We start from the raw sequence: 18,755 nt of genomic DNA on the forward strand, positions 1-18,755 counted from the left end.
TCTCACTGGGCGGCTCCGACGGCCGCCTTCTCGTGATTGGTGTTCAATCCAGTCTCAGACCGGGATCAGGCGCGCCTCTTCCGCGGAGCGGTAAACCGCTTCCTCGATGGTGAGATTGCGCAGGTAGTCGCGGCCGGAATTGACCAGCGGCTCGCCCTTCGTCAGATGCCGGACGATGTGGCGGCTCTGGCCGTAGACGCAGTCGCCGCCATAGCCCCGGTCCTCCCAGGCGTAGGCGTGCTCGCGTTCCTCGCCGCGCAGCGGGCGCAGGAACAGCCGGCCATAGCCATCGAGCCTGAGCACGCCGCGGTCACCCTCGACCATCAGCACGCCATTGGTCATGCGCGTATCGTCGGCCGGATGGTCGACATGGCGGTTGCCGTCGAAGAGCCCGGCGCCGCCGCTGGCAAAGTCGAAGATCACGAGCCCGGCATCCTCGCCCCTGATTACCGGATTGATGCGCCGCAGACGCGCGAAAACACCGGTGATCTCGCCCATGATGTCGCGGAAAACATCGATCAGATGGATACCGGTCTCATGGATGAGGAACCGCGGCATGGTCTGGAAATAGGGCTGGCGCGAGAGATAGGCCTCGGGCCCCTGTCCGTCCCCCGGCCGCAGGCGGAAATTGACGTTGAGCGGGGTGCCGATTGCGCCTTCGGCAACAAGCCGCTTGGCTTCCATGAACCAGGGCATGAAGCGAAAATTCTCATGCACCGCCAGCATCACGCCCGCCTTCTCGGCAATGGCGACGATCTCCTGCGCTTCGTCGAAGGTCGGTGCCAAAGGCTTCTGGCAGATCATCTTCACGCCGCGCCGCGCGGCCGCCTCGACCAGCGCCCGGTGCGTCTGCGGCGGCGTGACGATGTCGACCAGGTCCGGACGCGTCGCATCCAGCATCGCCTCGGCGTCCTCGAAGGCCGCGGCGCCTTGCAGCAAAGTGGCCGCCGCCTCGCGCTTGCCGGCATCGCGGTCCGCGACGCCGACGACGCGCACCCCCTCCATCCGGCTCCACGCATCCTGATGGAACCGGCTGAAGTAGCCGCAGCCCGCAATAGCAACGGTCAGAGTCATTGCGGGTCGGCTTTGCCGCTCGCGATCAGTTCGGCGATGGTCCCGCCGATGTCACGGGTGCCGTGCCGCCCGCCGATGTCGTAGCTGCGCAGATTCATCGTCCCGAAGGCGTGGTCGACACCGAGCTCGATCGCCCGCGCGGCATTGCGGGCCGCGGCGCTGCCATGACGCTCGCCCAGCCAGTCCAGCATCATCGCAGCCGAGAGGATCATCGCCGTCGGATTGGCGATGCCCTTGCCGGCAATGTCCGGAGCCGTGCCATGGCTGGGCTGGAACATCCCATGAGCCTCGCCAATGTCGGCCGAAGGCGCGAAGCCCATGCCGCCGATCAGCCCGGCGCCGAGATCCGAGAGAATGTCGCCGAAGAGGTTCTCCGTCGGCAGGACATCGAAGTCCCAGGGCCGGCGGACGAGGTCGAGCGCCATAGCATCGATGTAGTGATGGCGCGCGTCGATATCGGGATGCTTGGCCGCGGTCTCGTAGAAAACCTTCCGCATGAAGGCGAAGGAGCGGAACACATTCGCCTTGTCGACGAGGGTGACGCGGCCGGGCGTGCCGCGCGTCTCGCGGCGGCGGCGGGCGAGGTCGCAGCAAAAGGCGGTGAGCTGCTCGGTCACCTGGCGGGTGATGACCTGCGTGTCGCGCGCTTCCTTGTCGTCGATGATCTCGCCCTTGCCGCGCGAGGCGAACATGCCCTCGGTGGATTCGCGCACGATGACGAGGTCGATGTCCTTCCAGCGCTCATGGGTGAGGACCGGCGGAGTGCCTGGAATGGCACGGATCGGTCGCACGCCCGCATAGAGGCTGAAATGCATGCGGATATCGAGCTGGGGCGCGATCTCGGTCCCGTCCTTGAAGCGGATGTCCGGCCAACCCATCGCTCCGAACAGAATGGCGTCAGCCTTGCCGGCACGCTCCAGCCCGTCCTTCGGCAGGATGGCGCCAGTTTCCTTGTAATGATGGGCACCGCCGGGGATGTTCTCCTGGCGAAAGGACAGGTCGAAGCGCTTCTCGACCGCGTCGAGCACGACGGCCGCAGCCTCCATGACCTCGATGCCGATGCCTTCGCCGGGCATCACGGCAAGATGGAATGAGTTCGACGTCATAGCCTCTGGATTCCGTGTCGTTCGATGATGGTGGTCAGCTCGAGGCCGCCGCGCTTGCGATGCTCGTGGTAGATTTCGCGGGCACGCTCGACATTGCCCGCGAGGATGGCCTCGACCACGGCACGGTGCTCTGCCGTGGACTGCACCGGCAAAGGCCGCAGCGAGAGCGTGAACATGCGGGCGCGATGGGCCTGGTCCCAGACCTGCATGATCATCCCAGCCAGGCGCTTGTTGCCGCAGAGGCGCGCGAGGTTGAGGTGAAAGGCCTCGTCGGCGGCGGCCCAGGCCTGCAGATCGGGCGTGCCCTCGAGCGCAGCCTCCATCGCATCGCAGGAAGCGATCAGCCCGGCGAGTTCCGCCCTGTCCGGCTTCCGCCGGGCCAGAAGCTCGACAGCCGTCGGCTCCAGCGACATCAGCACCTCGTAGATCTCGCGCATGTCGCCGGGCGAAAGCGCCGAGATGCGCGCGCCATGGCGCGGCACGATCTCGAGCAGCCCCTCCTGCTGCAATCGCACGAAGGCCTCGCGAACCGGTGTCCGCGAAGCGTCCAGCTCGGCTGCGATCTCGCTCTCGAGGATCTGCGCGCCAGGTGGATAGCGGTTGTCGAGGATGTGCTGCTTCAGCTGCGCATATACCGCATCTGTCGAGCGCCGGGCCGGCTGAAGCGTATCCGAAGTGATCAATGTACCAATCATCGAATCCAATAACGCATACATTAATTGACGGCGCAAGCGTACACGTGATGAAGCCGATTGCGAGCGGGCATCGATTTCGCGAACGTCCGCTTCATGGCCGTGCAGCAGGCGGTGGAGGCGCCCATCCGCAAAGCAGAAGCAGTCGCCTTCCTGCGGAAATTCGTGCGGGGGCGATCGAAAGCGGATTTGTCGCCAGCCTTATCGAGAAGCACGCCGTCGAAGGGCTGACAGTCGCGGCTATCCAGTCTTCATGGAGCCGCGTCAATCAAGTCGGCGCGCCGCCAAGGGCAACTTTCCGGCAGAGCTGAACCGTCCGCTCCTGGCGCAACGCGGCCTGGAGCAGGCCGCCCGATAACGGGGGGCGGGGCGCGGACAGCGCCTTCGCCTGCCGACGCCAGGTCAAAAGGCCAAAGCGCGATCAATCTCGCTTGGCACTTTCTACCGGGCAAACACGCGTTGGGGCATGGCTTCGGCCACGCGCATCGCACGCTCCAGGTGATCCCTGACATGTTGTTCCGCCAAGGCGGCATCGCCGGACAGGATCGCGCGGGCGATGTCACGATGCTCGGCGAGGGAGGCGGCGATGTTTTCGACCGTCAGCGTGCCCGTGAGCTGGTACATCAGTGCGGGCAGCCGCAACTGCTTGGTCAGCCTGAGCAGTTGCTCGTTCCCGCTCGCTGCGACCACGGCATCGTGGAACCGGTGGTTCTCTTCTATGTAGTCAGGCCCCGCAGCGCGGGGGCGTTCATCCCAGATCGGTTCGATTTCCTGCTCGAAACGCGACCTGGTCGCGGGATATGCCATGGCCTCGGAGGCTAGCCGCGCTGCGAGCATCTCAAGTCCAAGGCGGATCTGAAAGAGCTCCTTCATCTCCTTGAGGGTCAGACGGCGTACCATCGCTCCGCGGTGCGGCACGATCTCAAGAAGGCCTTCTGCCGACAGGCGCCGAAATGCCTCGCGCAATGGACCCCGGCTGACTCGGAGCTCCTGCGTCAGATCCGCCTCGATAAGCCGCTGTCCCGGAGCATAGCGACCCTGGAGAACGCCGCTTCGCAAATGTTCAAGGATGTACTCGACCGTTCCCCCACGCTCGGGGCCCTCGACGGCCTCGGAGCCGGGGGAACCGTTGGTCAGGTGATCATCGAGTGTCGCCATGGTTATGGGCCTATCAGTCTCAAACGCGGTTGACAACGTTTCGACCTGCAATATTGTCCTACAAACTTAGAAGACAAAATACGCCGAACACGGCGAAGAGGAAATGCCAAAGTCCAGTACGGACCTAACGCTCGGCTTGCCGAGTGGGCTCTCTTCGCGCGCCCGGCGACAGGAGAGGCGACATGTTGATTGGCAAGGCAGGCCCAGCGGTTACCGGCATCTGCACCTCCGAACCCGATCGGATCGAGATCCGCGGCAAGGACTTTGCCAGCGAGATCATGGGCCATTACGGCTTCACCGACTTCTTCTTCTTCCTCGTCACGGGCAAGAAGCCGTCCGAACAGCAGCGCTATTTCCTCGACCTGCTTCTCGTCGCCATCGCCGAGCACGGTCTGACGCCGACCGCTCAGGCGGCGCGGATGACACTTGCCGCTGCGCCCGACAGCCTGCAGGGCGCGGTTGCCGCCGGCATTCTCGGCTGCGGAACGGTCGTGCTGGGCACGGCGGAGCTTTGCGCCAAGGTCCTGGCCGAGGCTGCGGCGAGGGTCGATGCGGGCGAAGACCCCGATGCCGTCGTCAACGACATCGCGTCGAGTACACGCCGCGCCGGCGGCAAGATGCCGGGTTTCGGCCATCCCATCCACCATCCCGTCGATCCGCGCACCGAGCGCATCTTCGCCCTGGTCGAGGAGCGCGGTATCGCCGGCCGCCATCTCGATCTCCTCAAGCGGATGCGCGGCGCCGTCGCGACGGCGTGGGGGCGCCCGATGCCGCTCAACGTCTCGGGCCCGATCGCCGCGGTGCTGATGGATCTCGATTTCCCACACACGATGATCAAGGCCGTGCCGATCCTGGCCCGGACGGCAGGCATCCTCGGGCATCTGGCCGAGGAGCAGAGGAACCCGATCGGTTTCATCCTCGCGCATCACGCCGAGGAAGCCATCGCCTACGACCCCGCGAGCTGAGCAGATGCTGCAGGAACCCGATATCGAAACCTTGCCCTGGCCCGAGCAGCGCGCGAAGGACGACACGCGCTATCGCGAGCAGCTCCGCTATCTCTTCGATCGCTCGCGCTTCTTCCGCGAGAAGCTGCAGGCAAGCGGCTTCGCCACGCCCGAGGCGATGGGCGGCCTCGACGAGATCGGCGCGCTGCCGCTGACGGAGAAGGACGAGCTGCGCCAGAGCCGCAGCGAGGCCGATCCGATCGGAACGCATCTGGCAGCCCCGCTCGAGGACGTGGTGCGCATCTTCTCAACGAGCGGCACGACGGGCCTGCCCAGCTATATCCCGCTGACGGCTGGCGACCTCGACAACTGGGTCCGGACCTCGGCGCGCAGCTATGGCGCCAGCGGGCTCAGCAAGGGCGAGCGCATCGTCTCCACGTACAATGCCGGTCCCTTCGTCGCCGGCGCGGCGCTCGATGCCTTCCCGCGGCTCGGGCTTTGCCACATCCCCGTCGGCACCGGGAATACAGAACGGCTGCTGGCCGCAGTGAAGCTGCTGAAGCCGCAAATCCTCGCTTGCACACCGTCCTATGCGCTTCATCTCGCCGAGATCGGCGAGGCGCGCGGCCTCGACCTGCGCAACAGCAGTGTCAAGCGCATCATGGTGGCGGGCGAGCCGGGCGGCGGCGAGCCGGCCATGCGCGAGAAGCTCGAGGAAGCCTGGGATGCCAAGGTCACTGAGGCGATGGGCATCGGCGATATCTCCGTCTCGCTCTGGGGCGAGTGCGAGGAGCAGCACGGCATGCACTTCTCCGGCCGGGGGTTCGTGCATTTCGAGCTCATCGACCCCGATACGGGTAGGCAGGTCCCGATCGAAGACGGCGCGAAGGGCGAGCTCGTCTATACCCATCTGCAGCATCGCGGGGCGCCGCTCCTGCGTTTCCGCAGCCGCGACCATGTCGTCGTCTGGACGAGCCCCTGCCGCTGCGGGCGCACGGCGCCGCGGGTCCGCTGCATCGGCCGCACCGACGACATGCTGATCGTGCGCGGCGTCAACGTCTTCCCCTCGGCGATCCGGGAGATCGTCAACCGCTTTGCGCCGGCCGTGACCGGGGTGGTCTCGGTCCGGCCCACGGCGAAAGGGGTGAAGCAGGCTCCGCCGCTGAAGGTTGTCGTCGAGCTCGCCGAGGCGGGCGCTGCCCCGGACGGCCTGCGCGAGCGGATCGAAGCCGATATCCGCGCGACGCTCGTGGTGACGACGGCGATCCACCTCGTGCCGCCAGGCACGCTGCCGCGAAGCGAATACAAGTCCCGGCTGCTCGACTTCTCCGAGGCATCGGCGGAGGCGCTCGATGAGTGAGACGCAACGCCTCGCAGGTCCGGCCTCATGACGGCCTCCATCATACAGGCCGTGCTCCTGTCGCTGAGCATCGCCGGCCTCTATGCCGCGGTGGCGGCGGGGCTGACGCTGACGGTCGGCGTGACGCGGATCATCAACTTCGCCCATGGCGAGTTCGTCATGCTCGGCGCCTTCCTGACCTATGGACTCTATACCCGTTTCGGGGTGTCGCCCTGGCTCGGCATGCTCGCTTCCGGCGTGGCGCTCGGGGCGTTCTCGATCCTGGTCTACCGGCTGTTCCTGGCACGGGTGCTGAAGCAGGACGAGCACAACCAGCTCCTGGCCACGCTCGGACTGTCGATCCTGCTGCTCAACATCGCGATCATCCTCTGGTCGCCCGACCCGCGCGTGATGCAGGCGCCAGCGCTGCTGCCGAGCCTGCAGGTCGCGGGTGTGACCGTGCCGGGCAACAACATCGTCGTCGCACTGGTCGGGATTCTGCTCTTCCTCGTGCTGCTCGGCATCAAGAACTACACCCGCTACGGCACGCAGATGCGCTTCGCGAGCGACGATCCCGTGCTCGCGATGCATGCCGGCATCAATGTCGACCGCATCTTCGAGCTGTCCTTCGTGATCGGCGGCGCGGCGGCGGGTCTGTCGGGCGGGCTCGTTGCACTAGTGCTCTATGTCCAGCCGACGGTGGGCGTCGATCTCGTCATCCGTGCCTTCGCGATCATCGCGCTCGGCGGCCTCGGCAACATTCCCGGCGCACTCTTCGGCGCGGCGATCCTTGCGCTGGTCGAGGGGTTGATCGGGACCTTCGTTCCCGGCGGCGGCAGCTGGGGCTTCGGCGTCGCCTTCCTGATCCTGCTTCTCGTCCTGCTGGTGCGGCCGAGCGGGCTCTTCGGCCGACAGGTGCAGGCATGAGCAGCCTCTTTCCCCGCATCGGCCTCTATGCCGCGATCGCCGCGCCGCTGCTGCTGATCGCGGCCACTGACCGCCCCTTCCTGGTTCAGGTCGCGATCGGGACGGCGATTTCGGCAATCCTGGCACTGGCCTGGGACATCCTCTCGCGGACGGGACAGGTCTCGCTCGGGCACGCAGCCTTCTTTGGAATCGGCGGCTACGGCTCAGCCCTGCTGACGCCTCTGTTCGGCGCGGTGCTCGGCTGGATAGCCGGCATCCTGATCTGCGGGCTGGTCGCGGTGCTGCTCGGCTCGGTGACGCTGCGGTTGCGCCGCCTCTATTTTACCATCGCGACCCTATCCTTCAGCCTCTCGATCCATGTCGTCATCCTGGTCACGCCCGGCATCACCGGCGGATCGACCGGCATCATGCCGCCGGTCATTGCGGGTGGCTCGCCGCCGCTGCAGCTCGCCTTCATCACGGGCTGCCTCGTTGTGGCGGCTGTCGTCAGCGACATCTTCCTCGGCCGCCGCTTCCGGCCGGCCTTCTTCATGATCCGCAACAACCCCGATCTCGCCGCGGCATCGGGCGTACCGGTAACCCGGCTGAAGGTCCTCGCCTTCGCCGTCTCGGGCATGATCGCGGGGCTCGCCGGCGCCTGCTATTGCGGGCTCTACGGCTATGTGATCCCCGAGGACGTATTCACCACCAACTGGAACGTGCTGCCGCTGGCAGTGACGATCCTCGGCGGCATGGACACGACGCTGGGGCCGGTGGTCGGGGCCGTGGTGCTGCGCCTGCTCGAGGAGGTGGCGCGCCATCTCGTCGGCGGCGTCGGCTATCAGGTCGTCTATGGCGCCGTGATCATCCTGTTCATCGTCGGCATGCCGGAAGGCCTCGTTGGCTTCCTGCGTCATCGCTTGCGCCGCCGCCGGCGGCAGCCGGGAGAGCCCCAGGCCAAACCGGGGCTCGCATCGTGACCGCGCTCCGCATCGAGGGCTGTACCGTCTCCTTCGGTGGCCTGAAAGCCATCGACGACGTGACGCTTGCCATCCCCGCCGGAGCGATCACGGCTCTGATTGGGCCGAACGGATCGGGCAAGAGCACTTTCGTCAACATGGTCTCGGGCCAGATCCCGCCGCGCAGCGGGCGTGTCGCGCTCGGGGACGAGACCATCACCGGCTTGCGGCCGGATCTGATCGTTCACCGCGGCCTGGCACGGACCTACCAGGTTCCGCGCGTGCCGAAGGAGCTGACGATCGAGGAGGTGATCGCGGTCCCGCTGCTCTATGTGGGCTCGCCCAGGCCGTTGCCGGGCGGTGCGAGCACTGTCGCCGAGCTCGCCCGTTATTGCGGCTTGCGACCGGCGGTGACGACGCGCTGTGGCCAGCTCTCCGTCTCGGATCTGCGGCGGCTCGAGATTGCCCGCGCGCTGGCCTGCCGCCCTTCGGTGCTGCTGCTCGACGAGGCGATGGCCGGGCTCAGCCTGGAGGATACCGACCAGGTCATAGGCCTGGTCAGGGAGATCCACGCATCGGGGGTCACGGTGGTGGTGATCGAGCATGTGATGCGGATCGTCGCCCGCTTGTGCGGCCACGCCATCGTGCTGAACCAGGGCCGGCTTCTCGCCGAGGGAGCGCCGGAGACAGTGCTGCGCGACGCAAGCGTGCGGGAGGCCTATCTCGGCAAGGGGTTCTCGCTGTGAACAGGTTCGAAGCCACCATCGAGCGGGCGGCCTACGGCGAACTCACGGTGGTGCCGAAGCTCTCGCTCCATGTGTCTGGCGGGGAGCTGCTGGTGCTGCTGGGCCCGAACGGCGCCGGCAAGACCACCTCGTTGCGCGCACTGGCCGGAACGGTTGGTACGCTGCGTCGCAATCTGCGGCTCGACGGGCAGGACCTCTCGGGGCAGTCGCCCTGGCAGCTCGCCCGTTCCCGCATCGCCTTCGTTCCGGACGGAGCCCGCTGCTTCGCCAATGCCACCGTTGAGGAGAACCTGCGGGGCGCCTTCGAGGCGTTGTCGCCTCGCAGCGCCCATGCCGAAAGGCAGCGGCTCTGCGAGGTGGTGTTCGAGCTGTTCCCGGTGCTGCGCCAGCGCAGCCGACAGCTCGCCGGCTCCATGAGCGGCGGGCAGCGGCAGATGCTGGCGATCGGCCGCGCGCTGATGATCGAGCCCAGGGTGCTGATGCTCGACGAACCCTCCGCCGGACTGGCGCCGAAGCTGGTCGAGGAGCTGTTCGAGGCACTCGGGCGCATCAAGGCGGCCAGTCGCTGCGCCATCGTGATGGCCGAGCAGAATTTCGCTGCTGCCATGAGTGTCGCCGATACCTGCCTGGTGCTCGACGAGGGGCATGTCGCGCTGTCGGGCACGATGCAGGAGATCGCCAGCAACGAGAAGCTCAGGATTGCCTACCTCGGATTGTGAAACGGGGAAGCCAGGCCAATGCCTGCCGTCACGAGCAGGCTTTTCAGGGAGGGACAAGAGGATGTGGTGCAGGCTTAGACATCTCGCGGCCGGGGCCGTGCTCGTCGGTGCGGCGCTTGCCACGACGGCGGCGTCCGCACAGCAGCCGATCAAGATCGGCGTGCCGCTGCCGTTGACCGGCGCGCTGGCCGGCGGCGGAACGCAGATCCTCTGGGGCATCCAGTATGCCACGGACGAGATCAACGAGGGGGGCGGCCTGTTCGGCCGCAAGATCGAGCTCGTCGTCGAGGACACGAAGGGCGAGGCCAACACATCGGCCACCGTCGCTGCCAAGCTCGCGACGCAGGACAAGGTCGACGCCTTCGTCGGCGGCTTCGGCAGCACCTCGGACTTCGCGCTGCTCAACGCGCTGCAGCGCTACGAGCCAATCTTCGTCCATCCGGGCTCGTCCTCGGTCCGCCTCGAGGAGAGCTTCGGCAAGCACGACTGGTACTATCACGTCTATATCTGGGACTATCATCGCCAGAAGGCGGCGGTGAACTTCTTCAAGAGCATTCCCGGCGTGAAGACCCTCGCCATCGCCTATGAGGACAAGCTCTACGGCACCGACGGCGCCAAGTTCACGCAGCAATACGCCAAGGAGGCGGGGCTCGACGTGGTGATGAACGAGCCATTCCGAGCCGGTACGCCGGACTTCTCGCCGATCCTGAACCGCGCCAAGGGCCTCAACCCCGACGTTCTCTTCCTGATCGGCTATTCCGGCGACAACATCCAGATCGCGCGTCAGGCCACACAGCTCGGCATCAAGCCCAAGCTCCTCGTCACGCAAGGCGCAGGCGAGAAGCGCTCCGATTTCGGCCCCGCCGGGGACAATGTCGTGGTCATTGACCTGTGGTCGGCCAAGCAGACCACGCCGGGCCTGGCGGAATGGGTCAAGAAGGCCGAGGCCAAGCGTGGCGGGGAAGTCGTGTCGAGCGCGGTGCAGGGGTATGTCGCGATGCAGACGCTGCGCGACGCGGTCAAGGCGGCGGGCTCCTGGGACCGGGCGAAGATCCTGGCCAATCTCGGCTCGATGACCTTCGACACGCCCTACGGCAAGGTCGCCTACTCGGCTTCCGAGATGGGCGGCAAGCATCAGCTCATCACCGACAAGAGCATGATCGCTGTCCAGTACAAGCCGGATGGCGGGCAGGAGGTCGTTTGGCCGGCCGAGAAGGCCGCCGCCAAGATCACCTATCCGGCCCCGTAAGCTCCTCACGAGTACGACGGTCCCGGCCGCCACGCGGCGGCCGGGCCTTCTCCCGAGAGCAGGATCCCCGATGCCCCAGACATTCTCCGAACGCCTGCGCCAGCCCGGGCTCGTCATCGCGCCCGGCGTCTACGATCTCGTCTCGGCGAAGCTCGCTGACCGGGCCGGTTTCGATGCGCTCTATATGACGGGCTTCGGCGTCGTCGCCTCCCATCTCGGCTATCCGGATGCCGGCCTTGCGACCTATTCCGACATGGTCGGGCGGGTGCGGCAGATCGCGGAGGGGACCACGACGCCCCTCATCGCCGATGGCGATACCGGCTATGGCGGTCTCCTCAATGTCGACCACACAGTGCGAGGCTATGAGGCGAGCGGCGCTCAGGCGATCCAGCTCGAGGATCAAGAATTCCCGAAGAAGTGCGGCCATACGCCGAGGCGGCGGGTCATCCCGCTGGAAGATGCCGCCCGGAAGATCAAGGTCGCTGCCCAGGCACGCTCCTCCGCCGGGTTCAAGATCATCGCCCGCACTGACGCCCGCACAGTCCATGGCCTCGATGAGGCGCTGCGCCGTGGCGAGGCATTCTTGAAGGCTGGCGCCGACATTCTTTTCATCGAGGCGCCCGAGAGCCTGGAGGAGATGGAGCGCATCGGCCGCACCTTCGACGTGCCGTTGCTGGCCAACATGGTGGAGGGCGGCCGCACGCCGATCCTCGGCCGCGCCGAGCTGGAGCGTCTCGGATACAAGATCGCGATCTATCCGGTCGCCGGGCTCCTCGCTGCGGCGAGCGCCCTGCAATCGGTCTACGCACAGCTCAAGGCGACGGGCTCGACCCAAGACTGGGACGGCGAGCTTTATCCTTTTGGCGAGTTCACCCGGATGATCGGCTTCGAGCGGGTATGGGAGTTCGAGCGCGCGCATGCCGAGGAAGAAGCCTGAACATTGGACTTTCCGTTCGAAGGCTAGGCCGATCACAGCCGTGCTGACCGATGCCACGTCTGGTACTGTCGATTCATGGCATCGGCCCGAAAAGTGGAATCCACTTTCAAAAAACACGATGCGATAACAATGCGATAGATCATCGTGACCGCATCCGTTTGGACGCACGATGATCCAGGCAGTCAAAGACCGCGTTGCGCCGGATCTCGACCTCTGGACGGTACACAGCTCGTCCCGAGAATTTCCTCCAATCCGTTGGCTGCGAAACGGCTTAGCTCAGCACCATCATGCTGGATGGACCGTTCATGCCGACCTTTCCGATCGTCTTTGCCACTCACGCCGCCGCCTCCGGCGCCGGGCCATTGTCCAAAGGCGATCCTTTCGGCGCCAGCCGAGAGATCGCCTGGAGCGGATCGCAGGATCTGGCGGTGGGGCTCGTCACATTCTCCGGCACCCTGGACAGCTCCGCCTTCCCGCATACGGAGGTGATCGTCGTCCGGTCGGGGCGTCTGGATCTGACGGTCGCTGACAGTGGCAGGTGCACGCTCCAGGCCGGCGAGAGCATCGTGATCGCGCGCGGCACGGCCCTGCGCGTCGAGGCGGCGCCCGGCACGAGCTGGGTCTTTTGCGCCAATACCGGAGCCGCCTCCGCGGCGCCCGGCGTGACCGAGCTGCCGGCCGATGCGCCCCTTTCGCCCTCGTCGCCGCCTCCGGCCAGTCTTCTCGAAGGGCCGGTGCCGCAGTGCCGGAGCTTCAACGCCTTTACCGACGAGGCGGCGCGCCTGCGAGCCGGCATCTGGGATTCGACGCCATATCGACGCATCCTGCGCCCGCAGCCGGTCAACGAGCTGATGCATATCCTCGCCGGCAGCGTCACCCTCACCGGAACTGACGGGCGTCCGGTCCGGATCGCGGCAGGCGAGAGCGTGTTCGTGGCCCAGGGCACGCCATGCGCCTGGGACAGCGACGAGCACGTCGCCAAGGTCTATGTCGTCCAGGAGGTCGGCGCGTGAGCTCCGTGGCGTCCGTTGCCGGCACGGGCATGACCGGGGGCGCGGCTCCGGACGCGCTGACGCTGCGGGCAATCCGCATGGACGATGCGGCGTCCTGTGCGGAGCTGTCGCGCCGTGTCGGCTGGCCCCATCGCCGCGAGGACTGGGAGTTCGTGATCGGCCTCGGCCATGGCGTCGTCGGGGAGCGGAACGGCAAGCTCGTCGCCACCGGCCAATGGTGGCCCTATGGCGAGAGTCATGCGACGGTCGGGATGATCATCGTCGTACCCGAGGAGCAGGGGGCCGGGATCGGCAAGCGCCTGATGCAGGCGCTGCTCGCGCAGGCCGGCGAGCGTTCGCTGATGCTCAATGCGACCATCGCCGGCGAGCCCCTCTATGTCCGTCTCGGCTTCCGGCCCTGTGGTGGCGTGAGCCAGTATCACGGCCACGTCCTCGCCGTCGCCGCACCTGAGCTTGGCGCGGACGAAAGCTTGCGTCCGGGCAGCCCGGCCGATCTCGCCATGCTCGAACGGCTCGATCGAGAGGCGACCGGGCTGGCGCGAGGGCCGGTCCTGGCGGCGCTCCTGCAATGCGGCGAATGCCTGGTGCTGGAACGGGCCGGCCAGCCCGTTGGGTTCAGCATCCTGCGCGCCTTCGGTCGCGGCCATGTCATCGGCCCGGTCGTGGCGGCCGACGAGACGGATGCGCGTGCCTTGATCGCATGCTGGCTGCACGGTCGCGCCGGCCAGTTCATCCGGGTCGATCTGCGGCTCGGCTCCGGCTTGAGCGACTGGCTGGTACAGCTCGGTCTTGCGCCGGCCGGCGACGTGACGGCAATGGTACGCGGCGATCTGCCTGCGGCCCCTGGCCCGGCAGGCCTCCACGCCCTGATCACTCAGGCGCTCGGTTGATATCCACGAGGTCGACACGATGACGTTGCTGCTCAAGTCCGATGCCGCCCGCGCCGAGGAATGGACGCAGCTGCTGTCGAAGAAGGCGCCCGAGCTGCCATTCCGGATCTGGCCGGATATCGGCAATCCCGCCGATATCCGCTATCTTGCCGCCTGGCTTCCGCCGGACGACCTGCTCGGCCAGTTCCCCAACCTCGAACTGCTGGTCTCGGTCGGCGCCGGCGTCGACCAGCTGAACCTGGCGGACATTCCGGCGCACTTGCCGATCGTTCGCATGATCGAGCCCGGCCTCGTCGACAGCATGGTCGAATACGTCACCATGTCGGTGCTGGCCCTGCACCGCGATCTCGTGCCCTACATCGCGGCACAGCGGCAACAGGCCTGGACGCCGCTGCGGATCAGGCCGACGAGCGAGCGCCGTGTCGGCGTTCTCGGGCTCGGAATGCTCGGCAAGGCCTGCGCGCTGAAGCTTGCGGAGTTCGGCTTTGGCGTCGCCGGCTGGAGTCGCTCGCGGCACGAGGCCCCGGGCATCGAAACCTTCGCAGGCGATGCAGAGTTGCCGGATTTCCTCGCCCGCACCGACATCCTGGTCTGCCTGTTGCCATTGACCGACGCGACGCGCGGCCTGCTCGGAGCCGAGCTCTTCGCCCGGCTGCCGCAGGGCGCGATGATCGTCAATGCCGGCCGCGGCGGCCATCTCGACCAGAATGCGCTGCTGGCGGCACTGGACAGCGACCATCTCGCGGGGGCCGTGCTGGATGTCTGCGAGCCGGAGCCGCTTCCGGAAGGGCATCCGCTCTGGAGCCATCCCAAGGTCCTGCTCACCCCGCATATCGCCAGCCGCTCGCGCTCCGAGGCCTCGCTCGACATCGTCCTCGATAACCTGCGGCGCCACCGGGCGGGCGAACCCCTGATCGGCCTGATCGACCGCGATCGCGGCTACTGAACGAGGTCTCTCATGTCGATTGTCGCTCTCGAAGATCGCAGCCTTCTCGTCAATCGCGCCTTGATCGGTGGCGAATGGGTCGGCGCCGCCTCCGGCGAGGAACTGCCGGTGCGCGATCCGGCGACGGGCATCGAGATCGGCACGATTCCGGCTTGCGGCGAGGCGGAGACCAACGCTGCGATCGCGGCGGCACAGGCTGCATTTCCGGCCTGGAAGGCGCGCCCGGCGGCCGAGCGGGCCGCTTTGCTGGAGCGCTGGCACGACCTCCTGCTGGAGCACCGCAAGGACCTCGCCCGCATCATGACGGCCGAGCAGGGCAAGCCGCTGGCGGAAGCCGAAGGCGAGGTGCTCTACGGCGCCGGCTTCATCAAATGGTTCGCCGAGGAGGCGCGCCGCGTCTATGGCAGCACCGTGCCGGCGCCGACCACCGACCGGCGTATCCTCGTGCTGAAGGAGCCGGTCGGCGTCTCCGCCGCGATCACGCCGTGGAACTTCCCCAATGCGATGATCACCCGCAAATGCGCGCCGGCGCTCGCTGCCGGCTGTCCGATCGTGGTGAAGCCCTCGGAGCTGACGCCCTTTTCGGCGCTGGCGCTCGGTGTGCTGGCGCAGCGCGCCGGCTTCCCGCCCGGCGTGATCAACATCATCACCGGCCTGCCGCAAGGCGTCGGCGCGGCGCTGACGCAGAACCCCGTGGTACGCAAACTCTCCTTCACCGGCTCGACCCGGGTCGGCGCGCTGCTGATGCGGCAATGCTCGGACACGCTGAAGCGGCTCAGCCTCGAGCTCGGCGGCAATGCGCCCTTCATCGTCTTTGACGATGCCGATCTCGACGCTGCGGTCGCCGGCGCGCTCGCCAGCAAGTTCCGCAACGCCGGCCAGACCTGCGTCTGTGCCAACCGCATCCTGGTGCAGGACGGCATCCACGATGCCTTCGCCGATCGCCTTGCCAAGGCGGTGGCGGCGATGCGGGTCGGCGACGGCCGGCAGGACGGCGTCACCATCGGCCCATTGATCAATGCGGCGGCGGTCGAGAAGGTCCATGCGCATCTCGACGATGCGCTCTCGCTCGGCGCGACGCGCTTCGCCGCGGCACAGGGCGAGGTCGACGGCTCCCGTTTCGTCGTGCCGACGGTGCTGACCGGCGCGACCACGCGCATGCGCCTCGCCAATGAGGAGACCTTCGGCCCGGTCGCGCCGCTGTTCCGCTTCAGGCACGAGGACGAGGCGATCGAGATCGCCAACGGCACGCCCTATGGGCTGGCGGCTTATTTCTACACCGAGAACCTCAACCGCTCCTGGCGCGTCGGCGAGCGGCTCGAATTCGGCATGGTCGGCCTCAACACCGGCTCGGTCTCGATGGAAGTGGCGCCCTTCGGCGGCATCAAGCAGTCGGGCATCGGCCGCGAGGGCGGCGCGACCGGCATCGAGGAATATCTCGAACTGAAGAGCTTCCATATCGGCGGGCTGAAGTCAGCCTGATCGGCAAGGCCGAAGCACGATCTGCCGAACCCGCCCCCGAATAGGGCAGGGGATACCAAAGCGGCGCGCCAAAGCCGCCGCACAGCAGCGCCGGCCGCTCCTAGCCTCCCTACTAGCGCTATTCGCGTTCAGCGGAGGACGAAGCGGTCCATGCTCCAGCCTGTTTCCAGCCCCGTCGCACGCTTGGCGGAGCCGGCAAGCCCCGGCATCCGGCGGGCGCTCAGCCATATCGAACGGCACTTCACCGAGGCCCTCTATCTCGATGATCTCGCCTCGCTGGCCGGTCTCAGTGTCTGCCGTTTCGTCACTGTCTTCCGGCGCCAGGTCGGGCTGACGCCGCACCGTTTCGTCTGCCGTGAGCGCGTGCGCTATGCGCGGGCGCTGCTCGCCGACGGTGTTCCTGCCGCGCAGGCTGCGCTTGAGGCCGGCTTCTTCGACCAGAGCCATCTCTCGCGCCATTTCAAGAGCGTCTACGGCGTGACGCCCGGCCGCTATCTCCGCGAGCTGGTGCAAGCCCCGCCATCCCGCATGGGCCGGATCGCCTATCCGGCGCCAACGGCCTTCTCATCCATTCCGTCGTCCCGTCCTGCCTGAGGTTCCGCCATGAGCGTCAACTCCCTCGAAGCCCTCGACCGCCGCCATTGGGTCCATCCGGTCGCCAACTGGGCCGGCCATGAGAAGCGCGGCGTCACCGTGATGAAATCGGCCAAGGGCGCCTTCATCACCGACAGCGACGGCCATGAGCTGATCGACGGCTTCGCCGGGCTGTGGTGCGTCAATGTCGGCTACGGCCATGACAGCATCGTCGAGGCGGCCGCTCGCCAGATGCGCGAACTGCCCTATGCCACCGGCTATTTCAGCTTCGGCAGCGAGCCGACGATCCGCCTCGCCGCCAAGCTCGCCGAGCTGACCCCCGGCGATCTCGACCACATCTATTTCTCGCTGGGCGGTTCGGATGCGGTCGACAGCGCGCTGCGCCTGATCCAGTTCTACTACAACGTCACCGGCCGGCCGACGAAGAAGGCGATCCTCTCGCTTGAGCGCGGTTACCACGGCTCGAGTTCGACCGGCGCCGGCGTCACGGCGCTGCCGGCCTTCCATGCCAATTTCGACTTTCCGGCGCATGTGCATCACTACGTCGCCCCGCCCTATGCCTATCGCAACCCGACCGGCTCGGGCGACGCGGCGGTGATCGCGGCCAGCGTCGCCTCGCTGCGCGCCAAGGTCGCTGAACTCGGTGCCGAGAACGTCGCGGCCTTCTTCTGCGAGCCGGTGATCGGTTCGGGCGGTGTCATCGTGCCGCCGAAGGGCTGGCTCAAGGCGATGCGCGAGACGGCCGCCGAGCTCGACATCCTCTTCGTTGCCGACGAGGTCATCACCGGCTTCGGCCGCACCGGCCCGATGTTCGCCTGCGAGGCCGAAGGCGTCGTGCCGGATATGATGACCATGGCCAAGGGCTTGACCTCGGGCTATGCGCCGCTCGGCGCGCTCGCCATCGGCGAGAAGGTCTATCGCGCCATCGCCGACAACGCCCCGGCCGGCGGGCCGGTCGGCCATGGCTACACCTATTCTGGCCATCCGGTCAGCGCCGCGGTCGCGCTCGAAGTGCTGCGCCTTTACGAGGAGGGCGGCATCCTCGCCAACGGCCAGCGCGTCGGCGCTTATTTCGAGGAGCGGCTGGCGACGCTCGCCGACCACCCGCTCGTCGGCGAGGTCAGGGCGCGCGGCCTGCTCGCCGGCATCGAGCTGGTCGCCGACAAGGCGACGAAGGAAAAGCTGCCGCGCGAGGCGAAGCTGCCGGACCATCTGTTCGCCCGCGGCTATGCCAACGGCGTCATCTTCCGCGCCTTCGCCGACGACATCATCGGCCTTGCCCCGCCGCTCTGCTGCAGCGAGGCTGAGATCGACCTGATCGTCTCCAGGCTGCGCAAGACGCTCGACGACGTCCTGGCACTGCCGGAGGTGGCGACGGCGTTGAAAACCGCAAAGGCGGCATGATCCCTGCTTGGCCCGGACCGTATCGAACGATTAGTCTGATGCTGGTTCGGGCCCGCCCTGCGAGCCCGGTTCCGCAAGAGGCATCCAGGGAAAAGAGGCCTTCGTCGTGACACCGGGCGTGCGGCTCGACCGCATCGACATGAAGATCCTGATCGAGCTGCAGAACAACGGCAGGGTGACGAACGTCAACCTGGCCGACGCGGTGGGTTTGTCGCCGAGTCCTTGCCTGCTGCGGGTCAAGCGGCTGGAGCAGGCTGGCTTCATCTCCGGCTATGGCGCGACCATAAACCTGCAGAAGCTTGGCGAGACGATCACGGTCTTCACCGAGATCACCCTGACCGACCACACCAAGGAATACTTCATCCGCTTCGAGACGGCGCTTCGGCGCGTCGACGAAGTCGTCGAATGCCATCTCGTCAGCGGCGGCTACGACTACCTCGTCAAGTTCGTCACGCGCGGTCTCACGCACTACCAATCGCTGATCGAGACGCTGCTCGACCGCAATATCGGCATCTCCAAATATTTCAGCTACATCGTGATCAAGTCGCCGATCCAGAAGCCCGGCTATCCGCTGCCGGTACTGTTCGACATCTGACC

Annotated in this window: 19 protein-coding genes; 15 read left to right on the top strand and 4 right to left on the bottom strand. The window is 66.8% G+C overall.

Translation table 11 applies throughout. The annotated features are described in order from the left end of the window. Nucleotides 1–54: 54 nt before the first annotated feature. The 4 genes from VGV58_RS02150 to VGV58_RS02165 form a co-directional block, all read right to left on the bottom strand. Complete coding sequence (locus VGV58_RS02150) at nt 55–1,074, bottom strand: Gfo/Idh/MocA family protein (protein WP_326872318.1); 1,020 nt, start codon at nt 1,072–1,074, stop codon at nt 55–57. Further along, nucleotides 1,071–2,180 (bottom strand): isocitrate/isopropylmalate dehydrogenase family protein, encoded by a 1,110-nt coding sequence (locus tag VGV58_RS02155; RefSeq protein ID WP_326872319.1) that lies wholly within the window; start codon nt 2,178–2,180, stop codon nt 1,071–1,073. The genes VGV58_RS02150 and VGV58_RS02155 overlap by 4 nt, the downstream gene beginning before the upstream one ends. Continuing rightward, nucleotides 2,177–2,875: a GntR family transcriptional regulator gene (locus VGV58_RS02160; RefSeq protein WP_326872320.1), complete on the bottom strand. Its 699-nt coding sequence runs from the start codon at nt 2,873–2,875 to the stop codon at nt 2,177–2,179. Before VGV58_RS02160 ends, VGV58_RS02155 begins: the two co-directional genes overlap by 4 nt. A gap of 438 nt (nt 2,876–3,313) precedes the next feature. Beyond that, nucleotides 3,314–4,030, bottom strand: a complete 717-nt coding sequence (locus tag VGV58_RS02165) for a GntR family transcriptional regulator (protein ID WP_326872321.1) — start codon at nt 4,028–4,030, stop codon at nt 3,314–3,316. A 182-nt stretch (nt 4,031–4,212) separates the two neighbouring features. On the opposite strand from VGV58_RS02165, the gene VGV58_RS02170 reads away from it, so the two are divergent. The 15 genes from VGV58_RS02170 to VGV58_RS02240 all read left to right on the top strand — a co-directional run bounded on the left by VGV58_RS02170 (nt 4,213) and on the right by VGV58_RS02240 (nt 18,753). Next, complete coding sequence (locus VGV58_RS02170) at nt 4,213–4,995, top strand: citryl-CoA lyase (RefSeq protein ID WP_326872322.1); 783 nt, start codon at nt 4,213–4,215, stop codon at nt 4,993–4,995. 4 nt (nt 4,996–4,999) lie between these two features. Further along, on the top strand, nt 5,000–6,334 hold the full coding sequence (locus VGV58_RS02175; RefSeq protein WP_326872323.1) for a phenylacetate--CoA ligase family protein: 1,335 nt from the start codon (nt 5,000–5,002) through the stop codon (nt 6,332–6,334). A 27-nt stretch (nt 6,335–6,361) separates the two neighbouring features. Continuing rightward, nucleotides 6,362–7,240, top strand: coding sequence for a branched-chain amino acid ABC transporter permease (locus VGV58_RS02180; protein ID WP_326872324.1), 879 nt, complete (start codon nt 6,362–6,364; stop codon nt 7,238–7,240). After that, nucleotides 7,237–8,199: a branched-chain amino acid ABC transporter permease gene (locus tag VGV58_RS02185; RefSeq protein WP_326872325.1), complete on the top strand. Its 963-nt coding sequence runs from the start codon at nt 7,237–7,239 to the stop codon at nt 8,197–8,199. The genes VGV58_RS02180 and VGV58_RS02185 overlap by 4 nt, the downstream gene beginning before the upstream one ends. Then, the gene (locus VGV58_RS02190) at nt 8,196–8,924 is read left to right on the top strand and encodes an ABC transporter ATP-binding protein (protein ID WP_326872326.1); all 729 of its coding nucleotides are present in this window, start codon (nt 8,196–8,198) and stop codon (nt 8,922–8,924) included. Before VGV58_RS02185 ends, VGV58_RS02190 begins: the two co-directional genes overlap by 4 nt. Continuing rightward, on the top strand, nt 8,921–9,643 hold the full coding sequence (locus tag VGV58_RS02195) for an ABC transporter ATP-binding protein (protein ID WP_326872327.1): 723 nt from the start codon (nt 8,921–8,923) through the stop codon (nt 9,641–9,643). The genes VGV58_RS02190 and VGV58_RS02195 overlap by 4 nt, the downstream gene beginning before the upstream one ends. 97 nt (nt 9,644–9,740) lie before the next feature. Next, the gene (locus VGV58_RS02200) at nt 9,741–10,892 is read left to right on the top strand and encodes an ABC transporter substrate-binding protein (RefSeq protein ID WP_326872328.1); all 1,152 of its coding nucleotides are present in this window, start codon (nt 9,741–9,743) and stop codon (nt 10,890–10,892) included. Nucleotides 10,893–10,962: 70 nt separating this feature from the next. Beyond that, a complete protein-coding gene (locus tag VGV58_RS02205) occupies nt 10,963–11,829 on the top strand; it encodes an isocitrate lyase/PEP mutase family protein (protein WP_326872329.1) in 867 nt (288 codons plus the stop codon). A gap of 305 nt (nt 11,830–12,134) precedes the next feature. Next, on the top strand, nt 12,135–12,842 hold the full coding sequence (locus tag VGV58_RS02210; RefSeq protein ID WP_326872330.1) for a cupin domain-containing protein: 708 nt from the start codon (nt 12,135–12,137) through the stop codon (nt 12,840–12,842). Beyond that, nucleotides 12,839–13,732, top strand: coding sequence for a GNAT family N-acetyltransferase (locus tag VGV58_RS02215; RefSeq protein ID WP_326872331.1), 894 nt, complete (start codon nt 12,839–12,841; stop codon nt 13,730–13,732). Before VGV58_RS02210 ends, VGV58_RS02215 begins: the two co-directional genes overlap by 4 nt. A 19-nt stretch (nt 13,733–13,751) precedes the next feature. After that, the gene (locus VGV58_RS02220; protein WP_326872332.1) at nt 13,752–14,678 is read left to right on the top strand and encodes a 2-hydroxyacid dehydrogenase; all 927 of its coding nucleotides are present in this window, start codon (nt 13,752–13,754) and stop codon (nt 14,676–14,678) included. A 12-nt stretch (nt 14,679–14,690) separates the two neighbouring features. Next, entirely contained in the window at nt 14,691–16,160 is a 1,470-nt protein-coding gene (locus tag VGV58_RS02225) for an NAD-dependent succinate-semialdehyde dehydrogenase (RefSeq protein ID WP_326872333.1), read from the top strand. 150 nt (nt 16,161–16,310) lie between these two features. Then, entirely contained in the window at nt 16,311–16,754 is a 444-nt protein-coding gene (locus tag VGV58_RS02230; protein WP_326872334.1) for an AraC family transcriptional regulator, read from the top strand. 9 nt (nt 16,755–16,763) lie between these two features. Further along, a complete protein-coding gene (locus VGV58_RS02235; RefSeq protein WP_326872335.1) occupies nt 16,764–18,158 on the top strand; it encodes an aminotransferase class III-fold pyridoxal phosphate-dependent enzyme in 1,395 nt (464 codons plus the stop codon). 118 nt (nt 18,159–18,276) lie between these two features. Further along, nucleotides 18,277–18,753: an Lrp/AsnC family transcriptional regulator gene (locus tag VGV58_RS02240; RefSeq protein ID WP_326872381.1), complete on the top strand. Its 477-nt coding sequence runs from the start codon at nt 18,277–18,279 to the stop codon at nt 18,751–18,753. Nucleotides 18,754–18,755 lie beyond the last annotated feature (2 nt).

This window comes from Allobosea sp., from assembly GCF_035944895.1.
Lineage (GTDB): Bacteria > Pseudomonadota > Alphaproteobacteria > Rhizobiales > Beijerinckiaceae > Allobosea.